The organism is Candidatus Phytoplasma pruni (assembly GCF_001277135.1).
In the GTDB taxonomy this organism is placed as follows: Bacteria; Bacillota_I; Bacilli_A; order Acholeplasmatales; family Acholeplasmataceae; genus Phytoplasma; species Phytoplasma pruni.
In genome coordinates this window covers 1-26,648 of record NZ_LHCF01000007.1, presented here as the reverse complement: position 1 = coordinate 26,648, position 26,648 = coordinate 1, and the positions used below count along the sequence as shown (strand labels likewise).

Here is a 26,648-nt window from a genome sequence, read left to right as displayed (position 1 = left end):
AAGAAAAAAAACAGTTTTAAAAAGACCATTTTTAAGAGATACAAAAATTAAAAGGACGGAAAATTGAAATTTATTTTTAATTTTGTTATAATATAAATTGTATTTAAAAATGAAAATAAATTTTTAAACTGCTTTTTCCATTATTTTTATTAGTGAAATTTATTATAAATGAAATTCATTAAAATACAACTAGTATTTTTTAACTCGAATTATGTGATATGTATATTTATTAATTATTTTTTAAAATATAGATTTTTTTATTATTTTATAAAAATAGATATATTTTTTTATTTATTTTTCAAAGCTTTTTTAGTAAAAGTTTTAAAAAATAAAAGAAAGTGTGAATAATTAAAATGAAATATAAACCGAAATTATTTCAAATTATTTTAGGAGCCTTTATTTTAATCTTCGGGATTCACTTTTTAGTTCAACAAGAAGATTTAACTATGGGCGGAACAGAATCCTTTTTAAATTTCTTAGACAAAATTTTAAAAAATGTTTGTGGTTTACTAGGACCAGAAAAAAAATTTTTCGGTCATCCAATCACGGTTGATTTAGTCTATATTGTGACTTTATTCTTAGGATTACATTTTTTAGGTAAAAAATTTTTAAAAAATCTTTATTAGTGACTTTTTTGATTATCACTTTTACCACTTTATTAGGTTCTATTCCTAATTTTAAAAATATGAAAATTTTTGACCATATTTTCCCTTTTTTAAAAGGTGAAGGTCATCTTAGAACCGCTTTGGTGTATTTATTAGCCAGCATTATTATGGGAGCAGGAACAGGTTTGATTTTTAAAAACAAAGCTTCTATGAGTGGAACAGGTGTAGTTCAAAACATCTTAAAGGATAAATCAAAAAAAATGCCCTTTTGGTTGATTTTATTTTTAACTGATGGTTGTTTAGTGATCTTTATGTCGTTTTTAATTGAATTATCGACTTATCAAAGTTCAAAGATGAGTGTTGTGATTAAATACACTTTTTCTTTCGCTTCTCTTTTCGTTTCTATCTATACAATTAATAAAATCGCTTTTAGCAACAAAAAGAATAAAAAAAGAAAAAAGTTTTCTAATCAAAGAAAAAAACCAAATAAAAAGACTACTTAAAAGTAGTTTTTTATCATTTTAACCCTTCAAAGGGTTTTTTTCTTCCTTATAAGGTTTAAATTTTAGAAAAATTTTTTTAAAAGTTTTAAATATCTATTATTTAAACATTATAAAAGATCAGTGATTTAACGAATTTTGTGGTTAAATGAAGAGGAAAGTCAAAGAGATGATAAAATTTATATCAACTTTTATTAATATTACCGTTAAAGGCCTAAAAAAGGACTCTATAAAGAGTCCTTTTCTTTTTATGATAAGAACTTAATATGAAGGAGTTATAATGTCATCTCATGGTTTCAATAGGATTTTTATGAGCGATTCTTAAAGTTTGTCCTAAACCAGAAACAAAAGAAATTGTAAAAGTGATTAAACCAACGTAAAGTATTTCTTTGGCTCCAAATTCCATTATATCGACCCAAATTAAAGAAGAAATAACCTGATTGCCGTAATAAATTACCGTTTTGATTGTTAGAACAGCTATAAGAAAAATCATCCAAGCAATTAATAAAATTTCTTGCATGAAAATCATAATCACATCAAAACTACTTGCCCTAATAGCTCTTAAAATGTCTATTTCTTTTTTTTACTTTGAATACTAGAAGAAATGAGATTAAACATTAACATGATAGAAAAGATCGTAAAGACAAAATTTTGTCTGCTTTGCTTTCTTGGAAAAAAGCTAAAATACCGTTAACAATGACAACTAAGAAAATAGATAATCCGATTTGCCATTCGCGAATGAAAAAAGCTAAAGCACCTGATATCCATAATAAAATAGCGAACACTTTTTCGCTTTTACTTTATTTCTTTTGTTTTTATTCTCTATTTTATCACTTTTATTAATTCTTTTTTCTCCAGAAAATGATGAAGATGATGAAAATCAAAAGAAGAAAAAGAAAAAAGGTCTTAAATTAACGAACAAGAAAACCAATTAATTTGAAAAAAGGACAAAGATATGAATAATAATTTAAAATCCCTGAATAAAGGTCGTTTTTCGTCTTTCAGAAAAATTATCTTTTTAACTAACCGTTTTAAAACAAATGGTTTAGTTAGTTAGCGCGGAATAAATCAATATATATATAATATCATCATCAAAATAAATATTTTTTAAGAAAATTAATGCTTTTTTATTGACTTTAATTCATTTTTATTGTAAAATAATCATGAAAATAAGATGATATATTTTAATTTTTCATAAAAAAATATTTATAAATTATAAGAAAGAAAAATTTAAAAAAATTAATTTTTAATAATATTTTAAAAATAAAAAAAGAGGTACATTACACATGTTCACAATGAGATCAATCTTGTCTAAAGCTGAACAAAACAAAGAGATTTTAGCCGAAGCCATTGGCAAAAAAAGGGTTAATTATCAAACTGCTTCGCTAAAAAGCGTTATAGGTAAAAGTTTTATTTTTATCGCTTTATTCGTTTTTTCAGTTTTATCAGTTCGTTTATTAAAAGAAATACCACCGATGAAAAATGTTTTTAAAGAATTTCATACTTCCATCGAAAATAGCAATAAAAAAAGCATGGCTGAAAAAGAAGCTGCAAAGAGCAATTATCCTGTTAAAGCAGAAACAACAAGTACTACATACGATATTACTAAAGATAAATTAATCTTTATCATGTCTGGCTTGACCAATATATTAAAAAACCATCTAATGATGGTTTTTTTAATAACTAAATAGTGAATCAAATTAATTGACCTTTTAATAATCTAAAACATTTGATATCAAGTTTTTCTTATTTATAATTTTTTTTCAAAGGAATTATTTCGTTAAAATTAGCTAAATTATCAGGTTGATGGTCTATATTAAAATAACCTCGTCTCACAAATTGAATTGGTTCATGGTTTTGTTCTAAGTTTAAAGAACCTTCTATGAAAACTTCTTTTTTAAGCCAAGAATGATGATTAAAATCAGCACTTAAATTTAAAGGGTTAGGATTTTCACTATTGAAAAGCGGTTCATAAAAATTAAAAAGAGCTTTTTGGGCGGTTAATTTTTCTACAAAATGAATAGTTCCGTTCGGTTTTCTTTCGTTAAAACCGCTGCCGCTTTTAGTTTGAGGATCATATGTTGCTAAAACTTCAATAATTTCACCTTTTTCATTTCTAATAACATCATAAGCTTTAACAAAATAAAAATGCAATAATCTCACTTCTCCGTTTAAAAATAATTTTTTAGATTTTTTGTTTAATTTAGTTAATTGAAAATCATTTTTTTCTATATAAATATGCTTAGAAAAAGCCATTTTTCTGGAACCAAAACTTAAATCTTCATGAAAAGGTATTTCGTTATATTCTATTTGGTTATCAGGATAATTAGTAATAGTTACTTTTAAAGGTTCTACCACAGCCATCGCTTTTTTGGCTTTTTTTTGCAGATCTTCCCTTAAACAAGAGTCTAGCATGTTTTTATCGATATGAGTATTATTTTTGGAAAGACCTATTTCTAAAATAAATTTTTTAATAGCTTCCGGCGTATAACCTCTTTTTTTAACCCCTTTTAAGGTCGGCATTCTTGGATCGTTCCAACCTTGCACTAATTGCGAATCTACTAAAAATTTTAAATTTCTTTTGCTTAAAAAAGTTTGAGTAATATTTAGACGTCCGAATTCTATTTGTTTAGGTGTGTTTTTCATTTCTGTTTCTTTAATGATCCAATCATATAAAGGGCGATGATCTTCAAATTCTAAAGAACATAAGGAATGAGTTATCCCTTCGATAGCATCCTCTAAAGGATGGGCAAAATCATAAGCAGGGAAAATGTAATAACGTTTCTTTTTCAGAGTATAAGCATCTAAAATACGATATAAAACAGGATCACGAAGGTTCATATTAGGACTAGCCATATCAATTTTAGCTCTTAAAACTTTTTCGCCATCTTTAAAAACTCCATGTTTCATTTGTTGAAACAAATGTAAATTTTCCTCAACAGTGCGGTCGCGATAAGGAGAATTTTTGCCAGGTTGTTTCAAATCACCTCTATATTCTTTCAATTGCTCCATAGTCAAATCATCTACAAAAGCTTTGCCTTTTTTAATTAATAAAATCGCTTTTTCTTCGATAATATCAAAATAATCAGAAGCATAAAAAATTTGGTCCGGTTCATAACCCAACCATTTAATATCTTCTAAAATAGCATCTACATAAATTTGATTTTCTTTAGAAGGGTTAGTATCATCATACCTTAAATAAGTCTTTCCTTGAAAAAATTTAGCCAATTCAAAGTTAATAATAATAGCTCTTGCGTGTCCTAAATGAAGAAAACCATTTGGTTCAGGCGGAAATCTAGTAATTATTTCTTTATATTTTTTTTCGTCTAAATCTTTTTGCATAACAGTTTTAATAAAATTCGATTCTTGAAACATTACTAATACCTCGATTATATTATAAATTTTAAATTAAAATTCTCAAAAAAACTTCTAAAACCGCTTTTGATAACATAACCACATTAGACAACTTTTAAATTAGTATTACCGTTGAAATTATATTTTTTTTCAGCTGGTTGGCTAAATTTATTTTGATAATAAGCTGCGATGCCAATCATAGCCGCCTGATCCGTACAATATTTTAAACTAGGAGTTAATATTTCCGTTCTAGAAAAAGCTTTTTTAAAGCTATTGATTAAAAACTGATTAGCCGCCACTCCGCCTACTATAAGGAGTTGGTTTACGGGATACATTTTCATCGCTCTTTGGGTTTTTTCGACTAATACCTCTGTGATACTAGCTTGAAAAGAAGCCGCAATATCACTTTTATATTGTAAAGACATTTTTTGATGATCGATAGAATTAATGATTTTACTTTTTAAACCAGAAAAACTAAAATTTAAATTTTTATTCTTTAAATAAGGGCGAGGATAATTAAAAATATCTTTCCCTTGTAAAGATAATTTTTCAATTATTGGACCGCCAGGATAATCTAATTGTAAAGTTTTAGCGACTTTATCATAAACTTCCCCAACGGCATCATCTAAAGTAGTTCCAATATGTTTCATTTTAAAATGATCTTCTATATAAATTAATTCAGTATGACCTCCCGAAATTAAAAGCGCTAAAGCTGGGAATTTAATTTCGTTTTTTATTTGAACGGAATAAAGGTGCCCCATCAAATGATTAACCCCTATTAAAGGTTTTTGATGAATATAGGCGAAAGTATTAGCAGCATTGATACCCAACAATAAAGAACCGATTAAACCTGGTCCTTGCGTGACCGCTACTAAATCTATTTCTTGGGGAGTCGTTTTAGCTTCTTCCAAAGCTTGTTTTAAAATTAAAGTAATTGTTTCTACATGTTTACGTGAAGCGATTTCGGGCACTACTCCTCCATATTGTTTGTGAAAATCAATTTGACTAAAAACTATGTTAGAAAGAACTTTTTTGCCGTTTTGAGTGACCGCCACGCTAGTTTCATCACAACTAGTTTCAATGGATAAAATATTCATAAAAATACCTTTTTATCATTTATATATTTATTCATTAGACCTCTCTTTCATCGTTTCATTTAAATAAGGAATACAATAATTGGGAACTAAATGATGTGGTTCTGTCACTTTTTGCATATAAAAAAAGACTTGAACTGGAGACAAACGAAATGTTTTTTCTGTTATTAACAAGTGATTAGGAAAATCCTTTAAAAAAGTAGAAGAATAATTCTTTTCAGGTAAAATAACTTTATTATTGGCTAAACTTAAACTATAAAAAGAATTCTCGTTAATAGCGACTTTAGGAGTTAATAAAACATCGGAATAACCACTCGATAAAAGGAGTAAACTGCTTATTCGGTATAAAGGTATACTTAATTCAGAAGCTAACATTTTAGCGGTTAAAACAGCCACTTTTATACCAGTAAAAGAACCAGGACCAACTCCTACAATAATACCGTTTAATTCTTTTAAAGAAATATTACTTTCTTTAAGAACTATATCTATTAAAGGAATCATATTTTCCACAAAAGTTCTTGACTTAGTGTTTTTTTGAATACTAATGATTTTTTCATCATCAATTAAAGTTACCAATTGAAAAGCAGCTGATGTATCTAAAATAATGTATTTTTTCATTTGATTATGATTCATAATAAAAATCTTTCTTTAAATTTTTATTAATTTATTTTAAGTCCGAAATATTTTGTCCTATTAAAACATTTCTGATATTTTGTGGCAATACTTTAATTTGGACCACAAAAGACCAAGAAGGGAATAAAGACGTTATTTTTTTAGGCGCTTCTACTAGTAAAATATCCCCTAAATCAACATATTCTAACATTTCTGCGATAAAAATCTTTTGACTTTCTTCATTATCGTTGATAAAACGGTAAAAATCTAGGTGATGCAGTTGTCTATCAGGGACAGGATAAGTTTTTAATAAAGTAAAAGTAGGACTATTAATGTTATCTTTAACTCCTAATTGTTTAAATAAACCCTTAGTAAAAACTGTCTTGCCAGAACCTATTTCGCCTTTCAATAAAACAATATTTTTTTGCGAACTAGCGTGCTTTTGAGATAAAATAATATTACCCAAAAGAGCGCCTGCCCATTGAGTTCTTAATTGAGAAAGAGATTTTTTAAAATAAATGATTTTCTGGTTATTAGTCGTATTATCGTTATTTTTCATTCTCATTATCTCTGCTTTCTCATATAAAATTAATCTCTTTTACAAAAGCGCTTCATAAAACGCATTTTTTTCAAAAAAACAACCAATCGAATATTTATTTCATTGGTTGTTTTTTCATATTTTTTTTATTTATAAATCTTTTTCGTCTTTTTTCACAACTACAGCGTTAATTAATTTGTGATCTTCTTGTAATTTTAATAAACTACTGCCTTGAGCAGCTTTAGATTTAGTAGTGGAAATTTTATTAGCGGAAATTCTGATCACTTGACCAAGGTGAGAAATTAAAATTAATTCTTCGCTTGGTGAAATAGTTTGTAAGGAAACTAAATTACCGTTTTTAGCGGTTATTTTCAAGGTTTTAACGCCTTTTCCGCCTCTTTTTTGTTTTCTATATTCATCTACTTTAGTTTTTTTACCATAACCTAATTCAGTTACCACTAAAATATCTTGATCAGAAGATAAAACAACTGCGGAACCGACGATATTATCATCGTTTTTAATTCTCATTCCAATCACACCAGAACCCATTCTAGTTGTTTTTCTAATGGAACTTTCGTTGAAACGGATAGCTCTTCCGTCAGAAGCAGCTAAAATAATATCCTGTTTGCCAGTCGTTTTTAACACGAATAACACTTCATCTTGCGGCTTTAAGACAAAAGCTATTTTACCATTATTTCTAATGTTTTCGTATTCCTTAATAGAATTTCTTTTGATTAAACCTTTTTTAGTTACTAAAACTAAATAATCTTTAATTTCTTTAAAATCATCCACGCTAGTAACAGCTGTTAAAAATTCGCCTTTTTCTAACGGAATTAAATTAATTAAAGGAATGCCTTTGGATTGGCGGGTAAAGGAAGGAATTTGATGTCCTTTCAGTTGATAAACTTTACCTTTATTAGTGAAAAACAATTGATAAGCGTGAGTTGATGTAACGACGAAATGTTCCACAAAATCATTTTCATTCATAGTCATTCCGCTAACGCCTCTACCACCTTTATTTTGTTTTTTATAAGTGTCTAAGTTTAAACGCTTAATATAACCTTTATTAGTGATAGTAATTAAAATACGTTCTTTTGCAATCAAATTTTCGTTAGAAATGTTTAAAACATCTTTATCATTTGAAGTATTAATCGTGGTTTGTCTTTTATCTTTGAAAGAAGCCTTCATTTGTTTTAAATCTTCTTTAAGAAGTTGTTCTTTTTTCGATTGAGAAGCGATAATGCTTTCGCATTCAGCTATTTTAGCAATTAAATTACGTTCTTCTTGTTTAATTTTTTCAATTTCTAAATTAGTTATTTTTTGCAAACTCATTTCTAAAATAGCTTTACTTTGGATTTCGTCAAAATTATAAGCTTGCATTAATCTTTCTTGCGCTGTTTTCACATCTTTAGAAGTTTTAATCATTTCAACAGCTCTATCAATATCGTTTAAAACTATCACATAAGCTTGAATGAAATGTTTTTTAGCCGAAGCTTTTTCTAATTCAAATTGTTTTTGACGGTTGATAATGTTAATTCTAAAATGGAAAAATTCAGATAACATAGTTTTTAAATTAACCAATTGAGGAACACCATTGACTAAAGCGATCATATTGAAATTAAAAGAAATTTGTAGTTGAGAGTGTTTATATAAGTTATTTAAAAAAACATGCGGATTGACGTCTCTTCTCAAATCAATCACGATTCTAATGCCGTTTCGGTTGGATTCATCTCTTAAATCAGTGATTCCATCAATAATTTTTTCTTTCGCTAAAAAAGCGATACGTTCAATTAGACTACTTTTTTTAATTTGATAAGGAATTTCTGTAATAATTACCGAAGGTTTGTTTTTATCGGTTTTAATAATTTCAGTTTTAGAACGAATAAAAATTTTCCCTCTTCCGGTTGTGTAAGTTTCTTTTAGGTGTTCTGCTCCTAAAATTTCTCCTCCAGTAGGAAAATCAGGTCCTTTAACGTGTTTCATTAAGGCAGGAATCTCAATATCTTTATTGTCGATATAAGCCACTAAAGCATCAATCACTTCGCCTAAATTATGAGGAGGAATATTAGTTGCCATACCAACAGCAATACCGGTAGAACCGTTGACTAAAAGATTAGGAAATCTAGCAGGAAGAACTTTAGGTTCTTTTTCGCTACCGTCATAATTATCCACAAAATCGATAGTATTTTGATCAATATCTTTAATTAATTCCATAGTTATTTTAGACATTCTAACTTCTGTATAACGCATAGCAGCCGCTGAATCGCCATCAATAGAACCTAAATTACCGTGACCATCTACTAAAGGATAACGATAGTTAAAATTTTGAGCCATTCTTACCATAGCTTCATAAATACTAGAATCACCGTGGGGGTGATATTTCCCCATTACATCTCCGACAACCCTAGCTGCTTTTTTATAACTTTCGCTGCTATAAACGCCTAATTCTTTCATTCCATAAATAATTCGTCTTTGAACAGGTTTTAAACCGTCTCTTACTTCCGGTAAAGCTCTGGAAACAATAACGCTCATGGCATAACTTAAAAAGGATTTTTGCATTTCTTGACCAATGTCAATTGTTTTAATAAATCCAACATTATTATCAGCCGAATCTTTGGGTGAATTGTCGTTATTTAAAGTGTTATTTTTTTAGTTTTGTCCAACATCATTTAATCGCCTTTTTTTAATTTTTGTTAAAAAATAAAATTAAACATCTATATCTGCATAAATAGCATTGTCTTTGATAAATGTTTTTCTGAAAGAAACTTCTTCTCCCATTAGCATATTGAAAATTCGATCTGCTTCTAAAGCATTTTCTAAAGACACTTTTAACAACGTTCGTGTTTCAGGGTTCATAGTGGTGTCCCAAAGTTGTTCTGGGTTCATTTCCCCTAAACCTTTGTAACGTTGTAAAGAAATTTTATTTTTATTAATCGCTAAATAGCCTTTTAAAGTTTCTTCGTTATAAAAATAATTGATTTTTTTACCTTGTTGAACTTTGTATAAAGGCGGTTGAGCAAAATAAATATAACCGTGTTCAATTAAAGGTCTTAAATTTCTGAAAAAGAAAGTTAAAAGCAAAATTCTAATATGAGCTCCATCAACATCGGCATCAGTCATAATAACAATACGGTGATAACGCACTTTACTAATGTTAAATTCTTGATCAATCCCCGCTCCAATAGCTTGGATCAAAGAAACGATCTCGTTATTGCTTAATATTTTTTCCAAACGAGATTTTTCAACATTAATGATTTTACCTCTTAAAGGTAAAATAGCTTGAAATTTAGAATTTCTACCTTGTTTAGCTGAACCTCCAGCAGAATCACCCTCAACAATATATAATTCAGAAGAAGTAGGGTCTTTGCTATAACAATCGGCTAATTTAGAAGCAAAACCTAAAGAATCTAAAGGCGATTTTCTTCTAGTCACTTCACGAGCTTTTTTAGCTGCAATTCTCGCTTTGGCAGCTAATAAAATTTTTTCAATAATCTTTTTAGCTTCTTGCGGATTTTCTAATAAATATCTTTCTAAAGCTTCGCCAAATTGTTTAGAAACAAATTGTCTTACTTCATGATTGCCTAATTTAGCTTTAGTTTGACCTTCAAATAAAGGATCATGATGTCTTAAAGAAATAATAGTTGTTATCCCTTCTAAAGTGTCCTCGCCGATAAAACTCATATCTTTTTTTAACAAGTTTTTATCTTTAGCGTAATTAGATAAAATCCTATTTAAAGCCATTTTAAACCCTTCTTCGTGCGTCCCCCCTTCATGGGTAGGGATATTGTTCACGAAAGAATAAATATTAGAAGAATAAACGTCCGTATATTGGAAAGCAATTTCCAAAGCCATATTCTCTACTTCAGTTTCTTGATAAAAGTCTTGGTTTAAGCCTTTTTTATTTGTATTTAAATATTTCAGATATTCTTTAATTCCACCTTCATAATAAAAATTAAATTGTTTAATCGGTTCTTTTCTGGTATCAGCGATATTTAATTTAATCCCTTTATTTAGAAAAGCTAATTGTTGAAGTCTGTTTTTGAAAACATCCAATTGATATGAAAAATTTTTCATATCTAAAAAGATCGTTTCATCAGGTAAAAAGGTAATAACAGTTCCTCTTTTATCAGTAGTACCTGTTACTTCTAAAGGGGTAATAGGATTCCCTCTTTCGTATTTTTGATAATGCATTTTATTGTCAACATGAATTTCTACTGTAAACCAGGCGGATAAAGCATTCACTACAGAAGCTCCAACGCCATGTAAACCACCAGATACTTTATAAGAAGAATTGTCAAATTTTCCTCCGGCATGTAAAGTAGTTAAAATAGTTTCTACAGCGGATTTTTGAGTTTTAGTATGAATTCCAACAGGAATACCCCTCCCGTTATCCGTTACACGCACAACATTATCAGGCATTATTTCCACAGTAATCTCATCAGCATAACCAGCTAACGCTTCATCGATGGAATTATCAACAATTTCCCAAACTAAATGGTTTAACCCTTTTTCTGAAGTAGAGCCAATATACATTCCCGGTCTTTTTCGAACAGCTTCTAAACCTTCTAAAATCTGAATACTATCAGCATTATAATTGTTGCTCTTAACCATTTATAATATTTTATTCTCCTTAATATTAATTTCCTTTTAATATCTATCATTATGTTTTAAATTTGTTCTCTAAAATAAGTCTAAATGAATGACATATTAATTATTATAACACACAAATTAGCATTTTACAGACATCCCATGAGAAAAAGAAAGATTAATTTCTTTTCTTTTCTCTTGCGATAACCCAAAAATACTGATATATTGTTTTTTTAACCTTGAAAAAAAGCCTAGTTTACTATCTTTTTGGTTTATATTTTACCATTTTTTTTATCTTTAAAATAGTTTTTAAAAAAAAAAAAGGGAACACTTTTTATTTATCGCAACAATAAGTTCATAACTGAATAAAGTCTTTTTTTATAACAACGCAAAAACACTTTAAAAAATATGTTTGGTTATATTTGATGAAAAATTAAAAATTTCCATCATTAATTTGGTCTAAATATTGATCCACTTTTAAGGCGATATTTTTTAAAGTATCTTTTTCAAAAGGATTGTTTAAACCAGAATGTTTTAATAAATTTACAAAACTTTCTGAACCACCTTTTTGACATAAAGATAAATATAATTGCCATGTTTGTGGATAATTTTCTTGACTTAAAGCCCATATTTCTAAAGCAGAAACTTGAGCCAAAGTGTAATCAATATAATAAAAAGGACTAGAAAAAATATGACCTTGACGATACCAATAAACACCTTTTTGCAAGAATTTATCCTCTTCAAAATTTTGCAAAGGCAAATATTTTTGTTCTAATTCGTGCCACACTTTTTTTCTTTCTTCCGGAGTCATTTCAGGTTTTTGATAAACTTCATATTGAAAATGATCTACTAAAGCGCCATAAAGCAAAAAGTTAAGGGATTCGGATAAATGAGAAAATTTATATTTTTCTGAATCTTTTTGAAAAAAATGATGCATCCAAGGCCAAGCTAAAAATTCCATCCCCATAGAATGAATTTCTGCCGCTTCTAAAGTAGGGAAACGGTATTCAGGGATTAAATGACGACTTTGATATACTTGAAAAGCATGTCCCATTTCGTGTGTTAAAACATCAACATCATCGCTTGTGCCGTTGAAATTAGCAAAAACAAAAGGAGATTGAAATTTAGGCAAGTAAGTGCAATAACCTCCGCCTACTTTATTTGGTTTGCTTTCTAATTCTAAAAGTTCTTTGTCTACTAATAAATTAAATAAGTGATTGGTTTCTTCAGACATTTCAGAATACATTTTTTTAGCTTGTTCAACTTGAAAATCAACCCCACCTTTAGGAGTAGGATTTCCGCTTAAAAAATTAAATTTAGCGTCATAACTTTGGAGTTTATAAATTCCAATACGACGAGATTTTTTAGTCAAGTTTTTATGGTAAAAAGGCAAAATATTGGTTAAAATATTTTCACGGTAAGAAGCTACTTGGTCAATATTATAATCTACTCTCCCTAAACGGTCATAACCTAATTGAACGAAATTTTTATAACCCAAAAGATGCGCCATTTCATTTCTCACTTGAACTAAATTATCATAAATTCGATCATATTCTTTTTCGTTTTTTTCAAAAAAAGCAGAAATAGCTAATTGGGCTTCTTTTCTAGTATCCCTATCCAGAACAGATAAAAAAGTAACCATTTGGCTTAAATTGTATTTTTCGCCTCTAAAATTAACCGAAGGATCAGCGATTAATTTTTTATATTCAGTAGTTAAAGCGTTTTCTTTTTGTAAAAAAGGGATTATTTTAGCATCAAAAGTTTTTAAAAATAAATGAGTTTTTTGCAATAATAATTCGCCAAATTCTTTGACTAACCCTTCATAATGTTTGCTTTGGACCATTTTTTGAGAAAGATCGAATTGCCATTCAGACAAAAGAGGACCGTTATGATCCCAAAAAGCTTGTTCTTCTTGATAAAAAGGATCTTTTGTATTCACGTTGTTACGTATGCTTGCTAAAGTAGCCATAGAATTAATTTCATCTGTTATTCGATTAACTTCTTTTAAACTTTTAATTTGTTTTTCTAAAGAGTAATCAAGGAATTTTTCAATTACTGGTAAAATATTTTTTTTAATTTCTTCCATATCGGGTCTTTGATATGGGAATTGGCTAAATTTCATGATTTATGTTTCCTTTTTTAATTGAATTTTAATAAGTTTATTTTTCCAAAACATTTCAAAATTCAAATTTATATTGTTTATTTTTTTCAAGATAAAAAAATAAAATTATTTTCTTATTATATCACTTTTAATTTATTTTCATCAAAAAAAATTTTTACCAAAAGAGATAAAAAAAGTTTCAAAGATAAGCTAAAAAAGGCATATTAGCCAATTTTGGCATCATTAAAACAAGCTAAAAATAATAAAAAAAACTAATTTAGTTTTTTTAATTCTTAATCAGAGAGTTTTCAAGGATTAAATATGATCCGAAATATTGCTTAACTAGTTTTAATTCCGGCGTTGTAAGTTTTTTTAATTATTTTTTGAACCGTTTTCCCATCTTCTTGAAAGACGGTTTCTGTAATCAATTGGTTCGGTCGATTATATTCAATAATTTTTTCTAGCCTTTGCCCGTCTGTTCTAAAAAAAATCTTTTTTATTTTATGAGAATTTATATCATAAATTTCTATAAAATTTCTGGTTTTACCGTCTATTTGAAAAAAGGTTTTTTGTTTTAATTGTTCTTTTTCATTAAATTCTTCAATAAAATCAATGGTTTTGCCATCGCTAAAAAAGTGGTTTTTTTGAACTATTTTTTTTGTCAACAAATTATAACAATTTTCAATCTGTGGATCAATTTTAATTTTAAATATTTGTTTGGTAAAATTATCATATTTTTGCTTTAAATATTGGTTTTCTTTCCTCATGGAACTAATGAACCAAAGACTTAGGGCAGAAATTAAAAACAACAAAAAAGTTAAAAAGAATAAGAAAAATTTATAATAAATGGATTTCATGCGAAAAAATTTCATCATTTAAGGTTCTCAAAATATTTATTCTAATAGTTTTTCGGAAAAAGATTGCTCTTTCCATCAACCATTATAACTGAAAAATATTTTTTTCCCATATGATTTATATTCTATGACAAGAAAAAAAAATCATCTAAATTCGTCATTAATATCTAGTCTTAAAAAATAATTTTTAACCTTTAAATCATTCTTTTTTAAAAATTAAAAAATCAGAAAAAGAGATATTATTGCAGGTTACTTTTTGATGCAAAGGTGCAATGCGATAAATATTTTTTTTAGTTGAAGATTTAGAATAAATAAAAATAAGAATTAAACGTGATATATCGCGATTATTATTTAAAATAATTTCTGAGCCTTTAAAAGGGTTTTTTTGTTTTAACATTTCTTCTACATAAAGATTGATATTTTTTTTATTATAAAACAAATCTCTATTTAAAAAAGTTTTTTTCTTTTGAGTCAAAATATTTTCTGATTCTTCAGAAATATAATCTAAAGAAGAAATTCCTATTTCTTGTTTCACTCTTCGAGGTTTATAAAAAGATTGTTGATCTAAATTTTTCATTGGATAAAGATTGAAAAATTCTTGATATTCTATTTGGTTATTAAGAACCATTTTTAAACCATAATTCAAAATATTTTGTAAATTTTCTTTTTTATTGTTGAAAAACAAAATCCTATCGCAAGCTATTTTTAAATATTGTTCGTTTTTTTGGTCTATAATTTCAATCAATTGATCAGCTGTTTTAAAATTTTCTTTCATTTGTTCGATTTGTTCCAAAACCATGGAATAAGATTGTTGTTCTGAAAAACCATAAATATATTGAATCTGTTCCGCCAGAGATTCAATGTAAAGCGAGTTATCTTGTATTTCTTCTAAAAATAAATTAATTTGTCTTCTGTATTTAAAAAAATTATCAGCTGTTTTTAACAAATAATAAGACGAATCAAAAAAATTTTTTTTATAATTCAACAACAATTGTTCTAAAATATCTTGCACATTTGATTGAAAATCAGTATTTAATAATTGATGATAAAAACGATAAATATTAGCTTTTAAAATTTTTAATTTTACTAGCAGGTTTTGCGTTTTAGAAACTGCTTCGTGAAAATTAGCGTAATTTTTTTCTACTAAAAAAAACTTCAAAAGAGAATAAACACTATAAATATTCCCAATCGATTCTGGTTTAATTTCGTTCAGAGTTTTTTTAAAAAAATTAATCATTTCTAAACTATAATCAAAAAAATTTAAATTAATGGTATTATAATTAATTCTTTCTTCGCCCAACCAACCGTTTTTTTTAAAGATAGAAATAACTCTGGAAGCTTTTTGATGATTGTTGATCGCTGTTTTATCTATTTCTTCAATAAGTTCTTTTTCTTCAGTTACTAAATGTTTGTTTTTCTCATTGAAATACTTTTCTAAAGCGTTGATTGCTAATTCTTTTTCAATGTAAATATTATTTTCTTTATTGGCGAGATTTTCTAACGACAAAAGACAATCAATATAAATATCTTTATTAGGAGAAGATAAAATTTGAAAAAAATTATTCGGTAAAGTTTTGAATAAATGAGACATAATTGTGGGTTGCTCACTTTTTTGATTTATTATTTTCATATAAACAATAGAAAAAAGTTTATATGAAAATTATATAATATTTTTCTATTTATAGCGGTCTTTTTTACCTTTAATTATGATTAGTGAAAAAAGTTTGTTCTAAATATGTTAATTATTTAAACAAATTTTTTAACTTTTTTAAGGTTTATTTTTTTTATTGGGTGCTGCAGTTTTTTTCTGTTTTTCTTTTCTCAAATCATCTGATAATGTCTTATTTTGTTTTTCTAATTTTGTTTTGGCTTTTTTTAAATCTGTTATTTCTTTGTTTAATTTATTCGTTTCTTTTTCTAAATTTTCTATTTTAGCTTGTAAACTGTTTTTTTGTACATTTAACGCCTCTTTGTCGGCGATTAATGCCGCAATTTGACTGTCTGATTGAGTTTTTTCAGCTGTTAAAGTCGCTCTTTCGGTAATTAATTTTTCTTTGTCACTCTCTAAAACATCTATTTTATTTTTATTTTCTGCCTGTTGAGAAGTAAGAGCCCTTTTGTCATCGTTTAATTGGTTTTTGTCTCGTTCTAAGGACTCAATTTGGTTTTGCAAACCTTGTTTTTGCAAAGTAAAAGATTCTTTTTCAACTATTAATGTCGTTATTTGACTTTCTAATTGGTTTTTTTCAGCGATTAAAGTTTCTTTTTCAGCGCTTAATTGTGTGTTTCGACTTTCTAATGCGATCTTTTCATCATTTAACTTTTGTTTTTCGTCATTTAAACTAGTCTTTTGTTTTTCTAAGTTTTCTATTTGTTTTTGTAGCTCTTGTTTTTTCAAAATGAAAATTTCTTTTTCAGCGTTTAAATTGGCAATTTGTTTTTTTAAGTTTATTTTTTCAGTTTTTAAAGTTTCTTTTTCAGTATTTAAAATTTCTTTGTCAACATTTAATTGTTTATTTCGAGCTTCTAAATCATTCTTTTCTAATTTTAAATCAGCAAGATCGTATTCTAACAAATCATGTCTAGTTTGAAAATCTAATTTTTGTTTAAAAAGTGTTACTTTTTCGTCTTTTAATCGAGAACTTTCAGTTTTTAAAGTCTCTATTTGAGAATACAAGTCGACTTGCAGAGACATCAATTCTTTTTTCTCGCTTTTTAATTGTATATTTTGTTTTTCTAAGTTTTCTTTGTCCTTTTGTAAAGCGGATAATCGTTGCGTTAAAGCGTTATTTTGCTTTGCCCAGTCATCATATTTATTTTTTATATCTTGTTTGTGTTTGGTTAAGTCATTAGATAATTGAATATTTTGTTGTTCTAAAGATGTTTGCGTTTCTTCTGAAATATTTATTTGCCTGTCTTGGATAAATTTATAAATTAAATAACTAGAAAAAAGCAAAAAAAGAATTATAATCTTAAAAAGGATTATATTTTTGTTTTTGTTCATCATGTTGCGTTTTTTTTAAAAACCATTTCTATTTTGTATTGTTTTTTATCAAAAAATTGTATAAAATATTGTTTAGTGGAAGATTTTTAATAGGAAAAAATTTTGTTGTTATTATAAAATTTTTCTCTCTTTTTTCTTTTAAGATAAATAAAATTTGTTAAAATACAATGTAAATGTTTTTATAAAAATTTTATTTATTGACCAAAATTATAAAAGAAAACATAAAATGAAGGAAAGTAAAATGAAAATTAAAACAGTTAGATTGTTTGAAAAAGACCAAAAAATAAATAAAGAAACTTGGGATAAAATATTTCAAGACATACGTTTCACTCCTTCTTCTTTTGACTTGCAACCATGGCGTTTTTTTGTCATAGAAAGTCAAGAAAACAAAAATAAATTAAAAACTTGTTTAAAGGGTAATTTAACCCAATTGGAAACTAGTTCAGCTATGGTTTTATTGTTTGGAGATCTAAATAAAGCCAAAAATAGTGAATATATTTATCAACAAAAATGGTTAAATAATGAAATTACTCTGGAAAGAAAAGAATTGGTTTTAAAACAAATTAAAGAAAATTATTTTTCTATGCAAGAGAACAAATTACATAATGAATTATTTTTAGAAGGAGGCATTGTAGGTCTTAATTTTGTTGCTACTTTACAAAAGTTTGACTATAACGGAGGTTTTATCGGAGGTTGCAAGTTTGATCAAGTAAACGAACTTTTTGATATACCTAGTAATTATTTACCTCTTATTTTAATTTCCGTAGGAAAAGAAAAACTATTTCCCGAAGGAGAAAAAGGCCAAAAAAAACACCTTTTAAATTAAAACCTGAAGATTTCGTTAATTTTTTATAATTAATCAGGCGGAAAAATATTTTCTAATAACATTTGGGAAATATTTTTTATCATATTAACTTAAAAACATATTTTTTATCATAATATATCGCTATTATGATAAAAAATATGTTTTTTTGTTTTCTAATGTTTATTAGGGAGGATTATTTATAAAAAAGCTTCAGAAAATCAACTTAATGATTTTTATTATTTCTGTTGGTGGAGATGAGGGGATTCGAACCCCTGTGCAAAGTTAACTTGTTTTATTTATTCTACATATTTATTTTGTTTTTCAAAAACAAACAAAAGTTATATAAAATGAAAAGTATTTCTTTAAAAAAAGAAATAGTTTAATAATTTATATGATTATAAAAAGAAAAAAATAATTATATTGAAGAAAATAATGAAACCGGTTTAAAAGATAAACTCAGTTTTATAGAAGAATAAAAAATGATTAATAAAAAGTGTTCTTTAAAAAAAATTTTTAAAGAAAAAATTTATAAACCGTTTTTAGATTAACAAGAAGCAGTTGCTCTTGTTAATTGTGGAGCGTAACCTAAACCTTTATAAGTTGTTGATTCGCTTTCGTAATTATCTTGTGTATTGCCGTTTATTTATGACCTCGAGAGTTTTTACTTGCGTAACCAAGATATGATAAATAAAAACTCATTAACCATGTCGAAACCAAAAACATCCCCATTTATATTTTATATGAAAAAATAGAAAAAAGAATACAAAAACGAAAAATATTCTTTTTTCTATTTAAATAAGTTTTTGACGCTATAAAGAGGTTGATTTAATAATTATCAATTGTCCTTATAATGTATTCTAATTAATTGTCCATCAGAAGTGAGACGATAGTTGAAAATATTTCATAAAAACTAACAAATAATAAATTAATGATTAAATACTCATGTTTTTTCTCAATTTTTCCTTCTATGAAACGATCTAAATTGATCTAAAGCATTAACCTAAAGTAAAGGCGCCACTATAAGACCAAAAACATCAATTATCATTCCTACTATTATCATTAAAGTAGTGCACATAAAAGGTTATATTCCACACCATAATAATGTAAAATAATAATAAAAACTAATAAGGTTGCTGAACCAATATATCGCAAAAATCATTTTCAAAAAAAAGATAATAAAAAACAAATTAATTATGACAAAAAGAAAAAAACGAAATGAAAAATTTAACAAAAACACTTTTATGTGTTACAATTTTAACCTCTTCAGAAGAGATCGATTTATGTTTAATAATAAAACGAAGCTTTTTATTGGTCTCATTGTTATTATTTTTTTGATTTTAAAAAACTTTTAAGTAGTTTGTTTTCAGATGGATTTATCAGATAATCTAAAATACCCATGTTTGCAATCTCCTTTGTGAAAAATTAAATACTGCTGTTTTTTCGTAACTATTATTTGTAATATTAAAACTTTTATGTTATTTTTTATATGAGAATATGATGCATGTTTTTTCTCTCCCATTTCTATAATTTCAAAAACTTCAGGGAAAAAACTTTACCAAAACCTTTGCCGAATATTTTTTTAGTTCCTACTTTTATTGAAAATTTTACAATAGCATAGTCGGAATTTTTGATTTATTTTTTTCTTTATATAACCTTTGACTTTAGTTTTTATAGGTTGAGGAATTTTTTCGTATTTCGATAATACTTTTTATTCTTATTCATCTATTCCCATTTCTTTTAATTCTTCAACTGAAAATTCTCCCATTGAAATTAATTTTTCTACCAAATCATCAAAATCAGGAATATCTAAAACATCTATTAAAAAATTTGCAAAATTAACAACATTATCAACTAAAGAACTAGACATATCACAATCACAAAAAGCAATATCAACTGTTTTTATTTCATCTAATTGATTTTTATCAAAAAAGAAAAAAACATTGCCTTTATCTTGTATAAAAGCAATATTCTATCATTTTGAGTTTTTTAAATAAATAGAGTTATTTTTTAAAAATTAAATCAATTAGATAAATATTTTTCTTCTAAATATTTAACAAAAGCATCAAGATCGATTTTGTTCTCGCCAGTAGAAATTTTTAATAATTCATAGGCTGTATATAAAGAACCGAAATTTCTAAAATTTTGGTTTAAATATTAGTTAACGTTTGTAAACTTACCTTGAGTAAAATCTTTTTTGATGTCTGGATTATTTTTTTGTTTTTACTCATTAACATAGATGAAATCATAGTACCGTTTAAATAACTAGGAAAATAACCGAAATAACCGGAAGGCCGATGAACATCTTGAAGACAGCCTTCAGAAACATTATTAGGAACGATGCCTAAATAATCTTTCATTTTTTGATTCCAAACATGAGGCAATTCGTCTAAAGTTAATTGATCGTTAACCAACATCTCCTCTATTTCAAAACGTAAAATGATATGTAAAGAATAAGTTAATTCGTCCGTATAAATTCTGATAAAACTAGGTTGAACACGGTTAACTTCTTGATACAAATTATCAACCGTTAATAAAGGGTCATTCATTTGCATATCATTCTTTAAAAAAACAGATAAATAGGTTAAAAATTCTTTTATTTTAACCAATTGTTTTTCAATTAATAAAGATGGACTTTCATGAAATGGATACCCTCTAGGTTTACCAACAGATTGATTTTTATATTTTTTAGGTAAATTTTGTTTGTATAAAGCGTACCCTACTTCATGCATAGCGCCCATAAACTATCTAAAAAATTATTGTGATCATAACGAGTGGTCAAACGAACATCATCAGCAGTTCCACCACAAAAAGGGTGCGTAGATTCGTCTAAACGACCTTTATCAACATTAAAGCCTGCTTTTTCAATCATTTTATTGTTTAATTCTTTTTGTTTTTCAATTGGCATAGACAATTGAAGAGGAGTTCCACTTTTGGCCTGCTTTTTCATCACTTTTTTGATTAAAGGTAGCAATTCTTCTTTTAAAACAGCAAACATTTGTTTAATGTTCTCCACAGTATTGCCTGGTTCGTATCTCACCACTAAAGCATCGCATAAAAGGACATTTAAAGCTTTAGATCTTAAATGCGCTATTTTTTTAACATAATCAAGGACTTTTTGAAAGTAAGGCTTAAACATTTTATAATCGTTTTGTTGTCTAGCTTTTCTCCACGCTAATTCAGCTTGTGCAGTTGCTAAAATAAAATTGTTTTGCAATTCTTGATCCACAATTTTTTAATCTTGTATTTTCGCTTTTATTTCCCTTAAATTTGCTTTTTGCCATACATCTAAAGAATTTTTTTTCTTGTTCTGCTTTATTTAACCATTCTTTAGTTTCATCAGAAGTTAACAATTGACGAATAACTCTTGTTAAACTTAAAATCTCTTTTACGCGGCTTTTTTCCGAAACTTCTTTCATATTACAAGCTATATCCCGATGAAATATATTTAAAATATTTTCAAAATAACCGATTTATTCAAATCTTTTTTCTAATTGTTGATAATGAACAGACATTGTTTCACCTTTTCTTCAAATTAATTTAATAAATGCAAAATCACAGAAAAAAAATCATATAGCTTTGATCTTTTTCACACTTAAAACTTATATTCTTTAGTGTAACATTTTTTATTGATAAAAAGGACTATTTCCGATAAATTCCCTTAATAAGGATTCATGCGGAACCAAATCAGATTCCCAAGCGTCAAACCAACTTAATAATTTTAAGTAATATTGAGCTTTTTCAAAATACGGACTCATCAAAGGCACTTCTAACAATAAAAGTTCTAAATATGGCTTTAAAACGTTAAATTCATAAATTAACTCCGAATTGAATAAATAATCCGCTTCTTGTTGATAAGGATAAATCCACCTAAATTCACCTTCTCGAACAGATTTCCAAAAATCAAAAGTTTTTAAAATATTAGTGCTTCTCATTTTTAAATCTCGAATAGTTCTACGCAAAAAACGAATATCTGTGATATGTAAAGGATTGTGTTCATCCAATGATAATTGGTGTTGTGGAGCAATGTAAATTTTAAATTTTTGTTCCCTAGAAAGGGAAGGTAATAATGCAGGATTGTTAGCGTGAATTCCTTCAACCAACAAGACTTGTGTATTGATTTCGATAGGTTTGTGGGTAATCACGCGAGTACTGAAATCAAATTGAGGAATAATAGCTTTTTTATGTAAAATTAAATCATTTATATTTTGGTTAAATAAATCAATATTTAACGCTTGGATGTGTTCAAAATCATAAGATGAACCATCTGAGGTTTTGGGGACTTCTTCAAGGGGTAAGTAATAATTATCCATACTAACCAAAGTGCTTGTAACGCCTACAGCCATTAATTGTAATTGTAGTTTTTTGGCTAAAGTGGTTTTACCACTGGAAGACGGTCCAGCAATATGAATAATTTTTATTTTATCTTTTTTATCAGCTATTTGGTTGCTGATCTCCATTAACTGTCTTTGATGGTTGATTTCCGCGATACTAATTAAATCAAAGTTTTTCTTAGGATTGGAGGAATAATTATTTATTTGATGAATATTTTGTGTTTGAGTCATTTGACGCCAAACCGACGTTTGATGCAAAGTTTTTTCAAAAAAAGGTTCTTCCTTGAAAAGAGGTATTACACCATGATGAAAAGTTTGAGGAAATTGCAAAATCATAGAAGAAGAACGATATAATAATTGATAGTGAGTTAAATAACTCGTATTAGGAACCATGCCTTGGTGCATATCGTTATAATATGAATCACAAACATATAAAGAAACCTTATTTTGGGGCTTTTGTTGAAGAAGCTTTTTTTTATTCTCAAAACCAAAAGCATCATATATTTCTAAAGCTTTTTCCAAAGAAAAAGATTTTTTTTCAATTTTTAACTTTTGTGCTACTAAGGCTATCATTTTTTTTTGAATTTGTTCAAACATTTCTAAATTGAATTCTGCGTTATTTTCGAGTGTAACCAAAAGAGATTGTGAACTATAATAAGAAAAACGCACTTTTTTCTCAGGAAATACATGATAAAAAGCCATAACGACCAAATATCTCAAACTAGCTTCATAAATGTCCACCGCCTGAGGATGAGATAAATCTAAAAAAAGAACGTCATTTTCGGGTTCAGCCAATTCAAACGTTAATTCGCGTATTTTATTATTTACTTGAGCGGCGTAAACATTGGTCAATTGCAATTGTTTTTTTACTTCTTCTAAACTGGTATTAGAATTCACATTTAAAGTTTGATTTTTGTAATATACTTTTAACACTATTTTTTCTTTCTTATCTTATATTTTTTTTCAAAAATAAAAATACCTATCTTTAAATTGTATTTTGTAAAATGCCTTTAAAACTACTTTTATAATAACAAATAACCAAAATAATGTCAAATGAATAATGTTTGTTCTTTTCATGTTTTTGAAGATAATGCTTATAAAGGATCACACATCAAAAAAAGACTCTCCAATAAGAGAGAGTCTGTTTATTATTTGTCCAAAGAAAAGTTTAATTACCACCAATCATTAAATCTCCAGCATAAACACTAGCACTGCCAAAACCAGAAACTTGGAATTCAAAATCATTAGCTATTTCTTTTAATTTTTTTAAAATATCAAAAAAATTACCTGAAACAACAATCATTTTCACCGGAGTAGTGATTTTACCTTTTTCAATCTTAAAACCACTAGCTTGAAGGCTGAAATCGCCACTTACAGTTTGAATACCTACATGCATGCCGACTAAATCATCGATAAAAACACCTTCTTCAATGGTGGATACTATATCATCTAAACTTCTTTGTCCTGGTTTTAAATAACAATTGCTAAAACCGGTTCCTCCGCCGAAACCATTACCTGTCGGTTGAGTGTTAAATATTTTGGCTGTTTTTAAATTATGGATAAAACCTTGAAAAACACCATTTTCAACCACGTTTTTAGGTTGGCAAACAACTCCTTCGTCATCAAATTTTTCTTTGAAAAAAGCTTGATCAGAAAAAGGATCTTCAATGATGCTTACTTGAGGAGAAGCGATAACTTGTTTTTCTTTATTTTTTAATTGAGTTAAATTTCTATAAGCACTTTGTCCGGTAAAAATGCTGCTAAAACTGGCTAAAACATCAGCAAACATTTCGTTTGAAAAAACTGTAGGATAACTTTTTGATTTTAAAGTAGCTCCGTTTAATTTTTTTTCACCCGCAACAACCACTTCTTGGGCTTGTTTTTCTGGATTAAATTCTTGGAAATCTTTTACAAATTTTAATTTGCCAAAACTTTGTACATCGCCGTCTTTTTTGAAAATAGCAGAAACATAAAGATAAGCATAATTATTTTCTTGTTCTAAATGAAGCCCTTTTGAGTTGATTAAAGTTTTTTTACTAAAAACCTCTTTATAAGAATTGGTTTCAATTTTTTTCATCACTTTCGAAGAAGACATGTTTTTTTCTAAATCTTTTAAAAGTTGAATTTTCTTTTCTAAAGGAATAACGGAAAAATCAAATTTTTTTCTTCCCATTCAGGATAAGAGGAAGAACCTTCAAAAATAATCGCTGGATCTTTGCTGTCAACTATTTGAGTGTTTTGTTTCAAAGTGTTCAACATTTTATCGACCGTTTCTTCATCTATTTTTTCAAAATATACTTCTGTTGATTTATTGTCATAAATCCCTTTAATATTAACTGTCGCCAGATCGCTTTCTACAAGTGATTCGACTTTGTTGTTATCTAGGGTTAATTTAAAACTTTTGCTTTCGCTGACAAATATTTCTAAACTTTCAAAGCCTTTATCTAAACCTTTTTGAATCCATTTTTGATACATTACGCATTTTCCTTTTTGTTGCCACCAACAACCATTTCTTGTACTCTAATAGTAGGTTGTCCTACATCAGTAGGGATTGAACCAGAAACAGAACCGCACATTCCTTGTCCTAAAGATAAATTATCTCCTACACGATCTATTTTTAATAAAACATCATCGCCATAACCAATCAACATCGCTCCTTTAACAAGAGTAGTCAATTTACCGTCTTCAATCAAATAACCCTCTTTAACAACGAAATTAAATTCTCCCGTAGCAGGTTCAACTGTTCCGCCGCCTAAACTTTTAGCGTATAAGCCGTATTTAGTATCTTTAATAATTTGTTCTGGTTTATCAGCGCCGTTAGCGATATAAGTCGAATTCATTCTTGAAGTGGGAGAATATTTATAAGACTCTCTTCTGGAAGAACCGGTCGGTTTAGCTTTCATTTTACGACCGTTACGGAAATCAACTAAATAGCTTTTTAAAATGCCTTTTTCAATTAAAAGGTTTTTTTGGGTTTTCATTCCTTCATCGTCGAAATTAAGTTTTCCCCAAGCACCTTCAATAGCGCCGTCATCATAAGCTGTTACTATATCAGAAGCTATTTTTTGGTTTAATTTATTATTAAAAGGTGATAAACCTCTGGCGATAGCAGTCGCTTCTAAAGGGTGCCCACAAGCTTCATGGAAAATAACGCCCCCAAAACCATTATTTAAAACTACGATCATAACTTGTGGCTTCATTTCTTCTGCCTTTAATAAAGCCACCGCTCTTTGAGCTACTTCTTGGGCTAATTGTTCTAAGTCTATTAAATCAAAAAATTCTAATCCCATAGAACGTCCTGGACCTTCATAAACGTCTTGCATTTGTTCGCCTTCTTTAGCTACTGCTACCAAACCACAACGTATATAAGGTCTTACATCATTTTGATAAACTCCTTCTGTATTAGCGACCAAAATTTTTTGTTCTTTTTCGTGATAATTAACAATAGTTTGGATTATTTTATCATTTTGTTTTTTCATTATGTCTGATAATTTAATTAATTTTTTCGCTTTTTCTTTTTTTGTCATCGAATCAAAAGGTTTTTTCATACTTTCTTTTAAAGGTTGAGGTTCGCCCAAAGGAACAACTTTATATTTCGGTCCTTTAAAATTCCTTTTTAAATGTGTCATTAATTTTTGAATATTGTCAAAATCAACTTTATTAGTATAACCGTATACTTCATCTGAACCTTGTAAAAGTCTTACTCCTACGCCAAAAACATTGTCAGTTGATAAGGAAACAACTTCTTGACCGGTTATTCTTAAACTATTAGTCATATTGTCTTCAAAAAACAGTTCAGCAAAATCAGCGCCTGATTCTAAAGACTGATTTAAAAGAGTTTGTATTTCTTCTTTTTTTATCATGTGTTTTTAAAACCTTCTTTTTTTAATTATTTCATATTTTTATAATAATTTAAAACTATCTTAATAATAACATTTTTAAAAAAAATTATTAATAAAAATATTTTTTTTCTATGTGTAACTATTCTTCTTGATGAATCCAAAAAGTCTTTATGAACTAAAATTTGATTAATCAAAAGATATATCCTTTTTCAGGTAAAAAAAGAAAACAAGCAGCTTCATCTTTTTTTTGTAGGTCCTTGAATAGAGGTAAATAATCTCTAAAAAAGCTTGATACTTTTGGGGTTATATGTTAATATTTATATTGATCAAATGTTTTTATTTTATCATTTTTTTATAATTTTTTTCGATCTAAATTAAATAAACTTAGTTATTTATCTCTTTTCATATATTATCTAAAAAA

Annotated in this window: 22 protein-coding genes and 1 pseudogene; 4 read left to right on the top strand and 19 right to left on the bottom strand. The window is 27.4% G+C overall.

The genetic code is table 11. From position 1 onward, the window contains the following. Positions 1–353: 353 nt before the first annotated feature. Together CPX_RS01650 and CPX_RS01645 are read left to right on the top strand one after the other, a co-directional pair. Positions 354–626, top strand: a complete 273-nt coding sequence (locus CPX_RS01650; RefSeq protein ID WP_053521472.1) for a hypothetical protein — start codon at positions 354–356, stop codon at positions 624–626. A gap of 8 nt (positions 627–634) precedes the next feature. After that, positions 635–1,108, top strand: a complete 474-nt coding sequence (locus CPX_RS01645) for a YitT family protein (protein WP_161802332.1) — start codon at positions 635–637, stop codon at positions 1,106–1,108. 280 nt (positions 1,109–1,388) lie between these two features. Here CPX_RS01645 and CPX_RS01640 read toward each other — a convergent pair whose 3' ends face one another. Beyond that, positions 1,389–1,640: a hypothetical protein gene (locus CPX_RS01640; protein WP_152907382.1), complete on the bottom strand. Its 252-nt coding sequence runs from the start codon at positions 1,638–1,640 to the stop codon at positions 1,389–1,391. Positions 1,641–1,722: 82 nt separating this feature from the next. Beyond that, complete coding sequence (locus CPX_RS03105; protein ID WP_200902629.1) at positions 1,723–1,890, bottom strand: hypothetical protein; 168 nt, start codon at positions 1,888–1,890, stop codon at positions 1,723–1,725. Between the two features lie 501 nt (positions 1,891–2,391). Here CPX_RS03105 and CPX_RS01635 point away from each other — a divergent pair. Continuing rightward, the gene (locus tag CPX_RS01635; RefSeq protein WP_053521469.1) at positions 2,392–2,796 is read left to right on the top strand and encodes a hypothetical protein; all 405 of its coding nucleotides are present in this window, start codon (positions 2,392–2,394) and stop codon (positions 2,794–2,796) included. 55 nt (positions 2,797–2,851) lie between these two features. On the opposite strand, the gene glnS is transcribed toward CPX_RS01635, so the two are convergent. The 10 genes from glnS to CPX_RS01580 all read right to left on the bottom strand — a co-directional run bounded on the left by glnS (position 2,852) and on the right by CPX_RS01580 (position 17,201). After that, on the bottom strand, positions 2,852–4,480 hold the full coding sequence (gene glnS / locus CPX_RS01630; RefSeq protein ID WP_053521468.1) for a glutamine--tRNA ligase: 1,629 nt from the start codon (positions 4,478–4,480) through the stop codon (positions 2,852–2,854). Between the two features lie 83 nt (positions 4,481–4,563). Beyond that, the gene (gene tsaD / locus CPX_RS01625) at positions 4,564–5,556 is read right to left on the bottom strand and encodes a tRNA (adenosine(37)-N6)-threonylcarbamoyltransferase complex transferase subunit TsaD (protein WP_053521467.1); all 993 of its coding nucleotides are present in this window, start codon (positions 5,554–5,556) and stop codon (positions 4,564–4,566) included. A gap of 27 nt (positions 5,557–5,583) precedes the next feature. Continuing rightward, complete coding sequence (gene tsaB, locus CPX_RS01620; RefSeq protein ID WP_053521466.1) at positions 5,584–6,186, bottom strand: tRNA (adenosine(37)-N6)-threonylcarbamoyltransferase complex dimerization subunit type 1 TsaB; 603 nt, start codon at positions 6,184–6,186, stop codon at positions 5,584–5,586. A gap of 31 nt (positions 6,187–6,217) precedes the next feature. Then, positions 6,218–6,730 (bottom strand): tRNA (adenosine(37)-N6)-threonylcarbamoyltransferase complex ATPase subunit type 1 TsaE, encoded by a 513-nt coding sequence (gene tsaE, locus CPX_RS01615; RefSeq protein ID WP_235443210.1) that lies wholly within the window; start codon positions 6,728–6,730, stop codon positions 6,218–6,220. Between the two features lie 123 nt (positions 6,731–6,853). Continuing rightward, a complete protein-coding gene (gene gyrA, locus CPX_RS01610; protein WP_235443209.1) occupies positions 6,854–9,262 on the bottom strand; it encodes a DNA gyrase subunit A in 2,409 nt (802 codons plus the stop codon). Between the two features lie 147 nt (positions 9,263–9,409). After that, complete coding sequence (gene gyrB / locus CPX_RS01605) at positions 9,410–11,314, bottom strand: DNA topoisomerase (ATP-hydrolyzing) subunit B (RefSeq protein ID WP_053521463.1); 1,905 nt, start codon at positions 11,312–11,314, stop codon at positions 9,410–9,412. 409 nt (positions 11,315–11,723) lie between these two features. Beyond that, positions 11,724–13,412: a M3 family oligoendopeptidase gene (locus CPX_RS01600; protein WP_053521462.1), complete on the bottom strand. Its 1,689-nt coding sequence runs from the start codon at positions 13,410–13,412 to the stop codon at positions 11,724–11,726. A gap of 317 nt (positions 13,413–13,729) precedes the next feature. After that, positions 13,730–14,266: a DUF2963 domain-containing protein gene (locus tag CPX_RS01590; RefSeq protein ID WP_084007110.1), complete on the bottom strand. Its 537-nt coding sequence runs from the start codon at positions 14,264–14,266 to the stop codon at positions 13,730–13,732. Between the two features lie 178 nt (positions 14,267–14,444). After that, positions 14,445–15,836, bottom strand: coding sequence for a Wadjet anti-phage system protein JetA family protein (locus tag CPX_RS01585; RefSeq protein WP_053521459.1), 1,392 nt, complete (start codon positions 15,834–15,836; stop codon positions 14,445–14,447). A 177-nt stretch (positions 15,837–16,013) separates the two neighbouring features. Next, positions 16,014–17,201: a hypothetical protein gene (locus CPX_RS01580; RefSeq protein WP_235443208.1), complete on the bottom strand. Its 1,188-nt coding sequence runs from the start codon at positions 17,199–17,201 to the stop codon at positions 16,014–16,016. 274 nt (positions 17,202–17,475) lie between these two features. Between CPX_RS01580 and CPX_RS01575 the strand changes: the two genes are divergently transcribed. Continuing rightward, positions 17,476–18,075, top strand: coding sequence for a nitroreductase family protein (locus CPX_RS01575; protein ID WP_235443207.1), 600 nt, complete (start codon positions 17,476–17,478; stop codon positions 18,073–18,075). Between the two features lie 1,693 nt (positions 18,076–19,768). Here CPX_RS01575 and CPX_RS03030 read toward each other — a convergent pair. The 7 genes and pseudogenes from CPX_RS03030 to CPX_RS01555 all read right to left on the bottom strand — a co-directional run bounded on the left by CPX_RS03030 (position 19,769) and on the right by CPX_RS01555 (position 26,248). Further along, positions 19,769–19,921: a hypothetical protein gene (locus CPX_RS03030; protein WP_161802331.1), complete on the bottom strand. Its 153-nt coding sequence runs from the start codon at positions 19,919–19,921 to the stop codon at positions 19,769–19,771. A 280-nt stretch (positions 19,922–20,201) separates the two neighbouring features. Beyond that, positions 20,202–21,280 (bottom strand): annotated as a pseudogene (locus CPX_RS03270) (gluzincin family metallopeptidase). Continuing rightward, the gene (locus tag CPX_RS03090) at positions 21,231–21,470 is read right to left on the bottom strand and encodes a hypothetical protein (protein ID WP_200902626.1); all 240 of its coding nucleotides are present in this window, start codon (positions 21,468–21,470) and stop codon (positions 21,231–21,233) included. The pseudogene CPX_RS03270 and the gene CPX_RS03090 overlap by 50 nt, the downstream one beginning before the upstream one ends. 207 nt (positions 21,471–21,677) lie before the next feature. Further along, positions 21,678–23,318 carry a nucleoside kinase gene (locus CPX_RS01565; protein WP_053521457.1) on the bottom strand — a complete coding sequence of 547 codons (1,641 nt, stop codon included), beginning with the start codon at positions 23,316–23,318 and terminating at the stop codon, positions 21,678–21,680. A gap of 235 nt (positions 23,319–23,553) precedes the next feature. Then, positions 23,554–24,558, bottom strand: a complete 1,005-nt coding sequence (locus CPX_RS01560; protein ID WP_235443206.1) for a TldD/PmbA family protein — start codon at positions 24,556–24,558, stop codon at positions 23,554–23,556. Beyond that, entirely contained in the window at positions 24,519–24,860 is a 342-nt protein-coding gene (locus tag CPX_RS03265; RefSeq protein WP_235443205.1) for a PmbA/TldA family metallopeptidase, read from the bottom strand. Before CPX_RS03265 ends, CPX_RS01560 begins: the two co-directional genes overlap by 40 nt. After that, positions 24,860–26,248, bottom strand: a complete 1,389-nt coding sequence (locus CPX_RS01555) for a TldD/PmbA family protein (RefSeq protein ID WP_053521456.1) — start codon at positions 26,246–26,248, stop codon at positions 24,860–24,862. The genes CPX_RS03265 and CPX_RS01555 overlap by 1 nt, the downstream gene beginning before the upstream one ends. Positions 26,249–26,648: the final 400 nt, after the last annotated feature.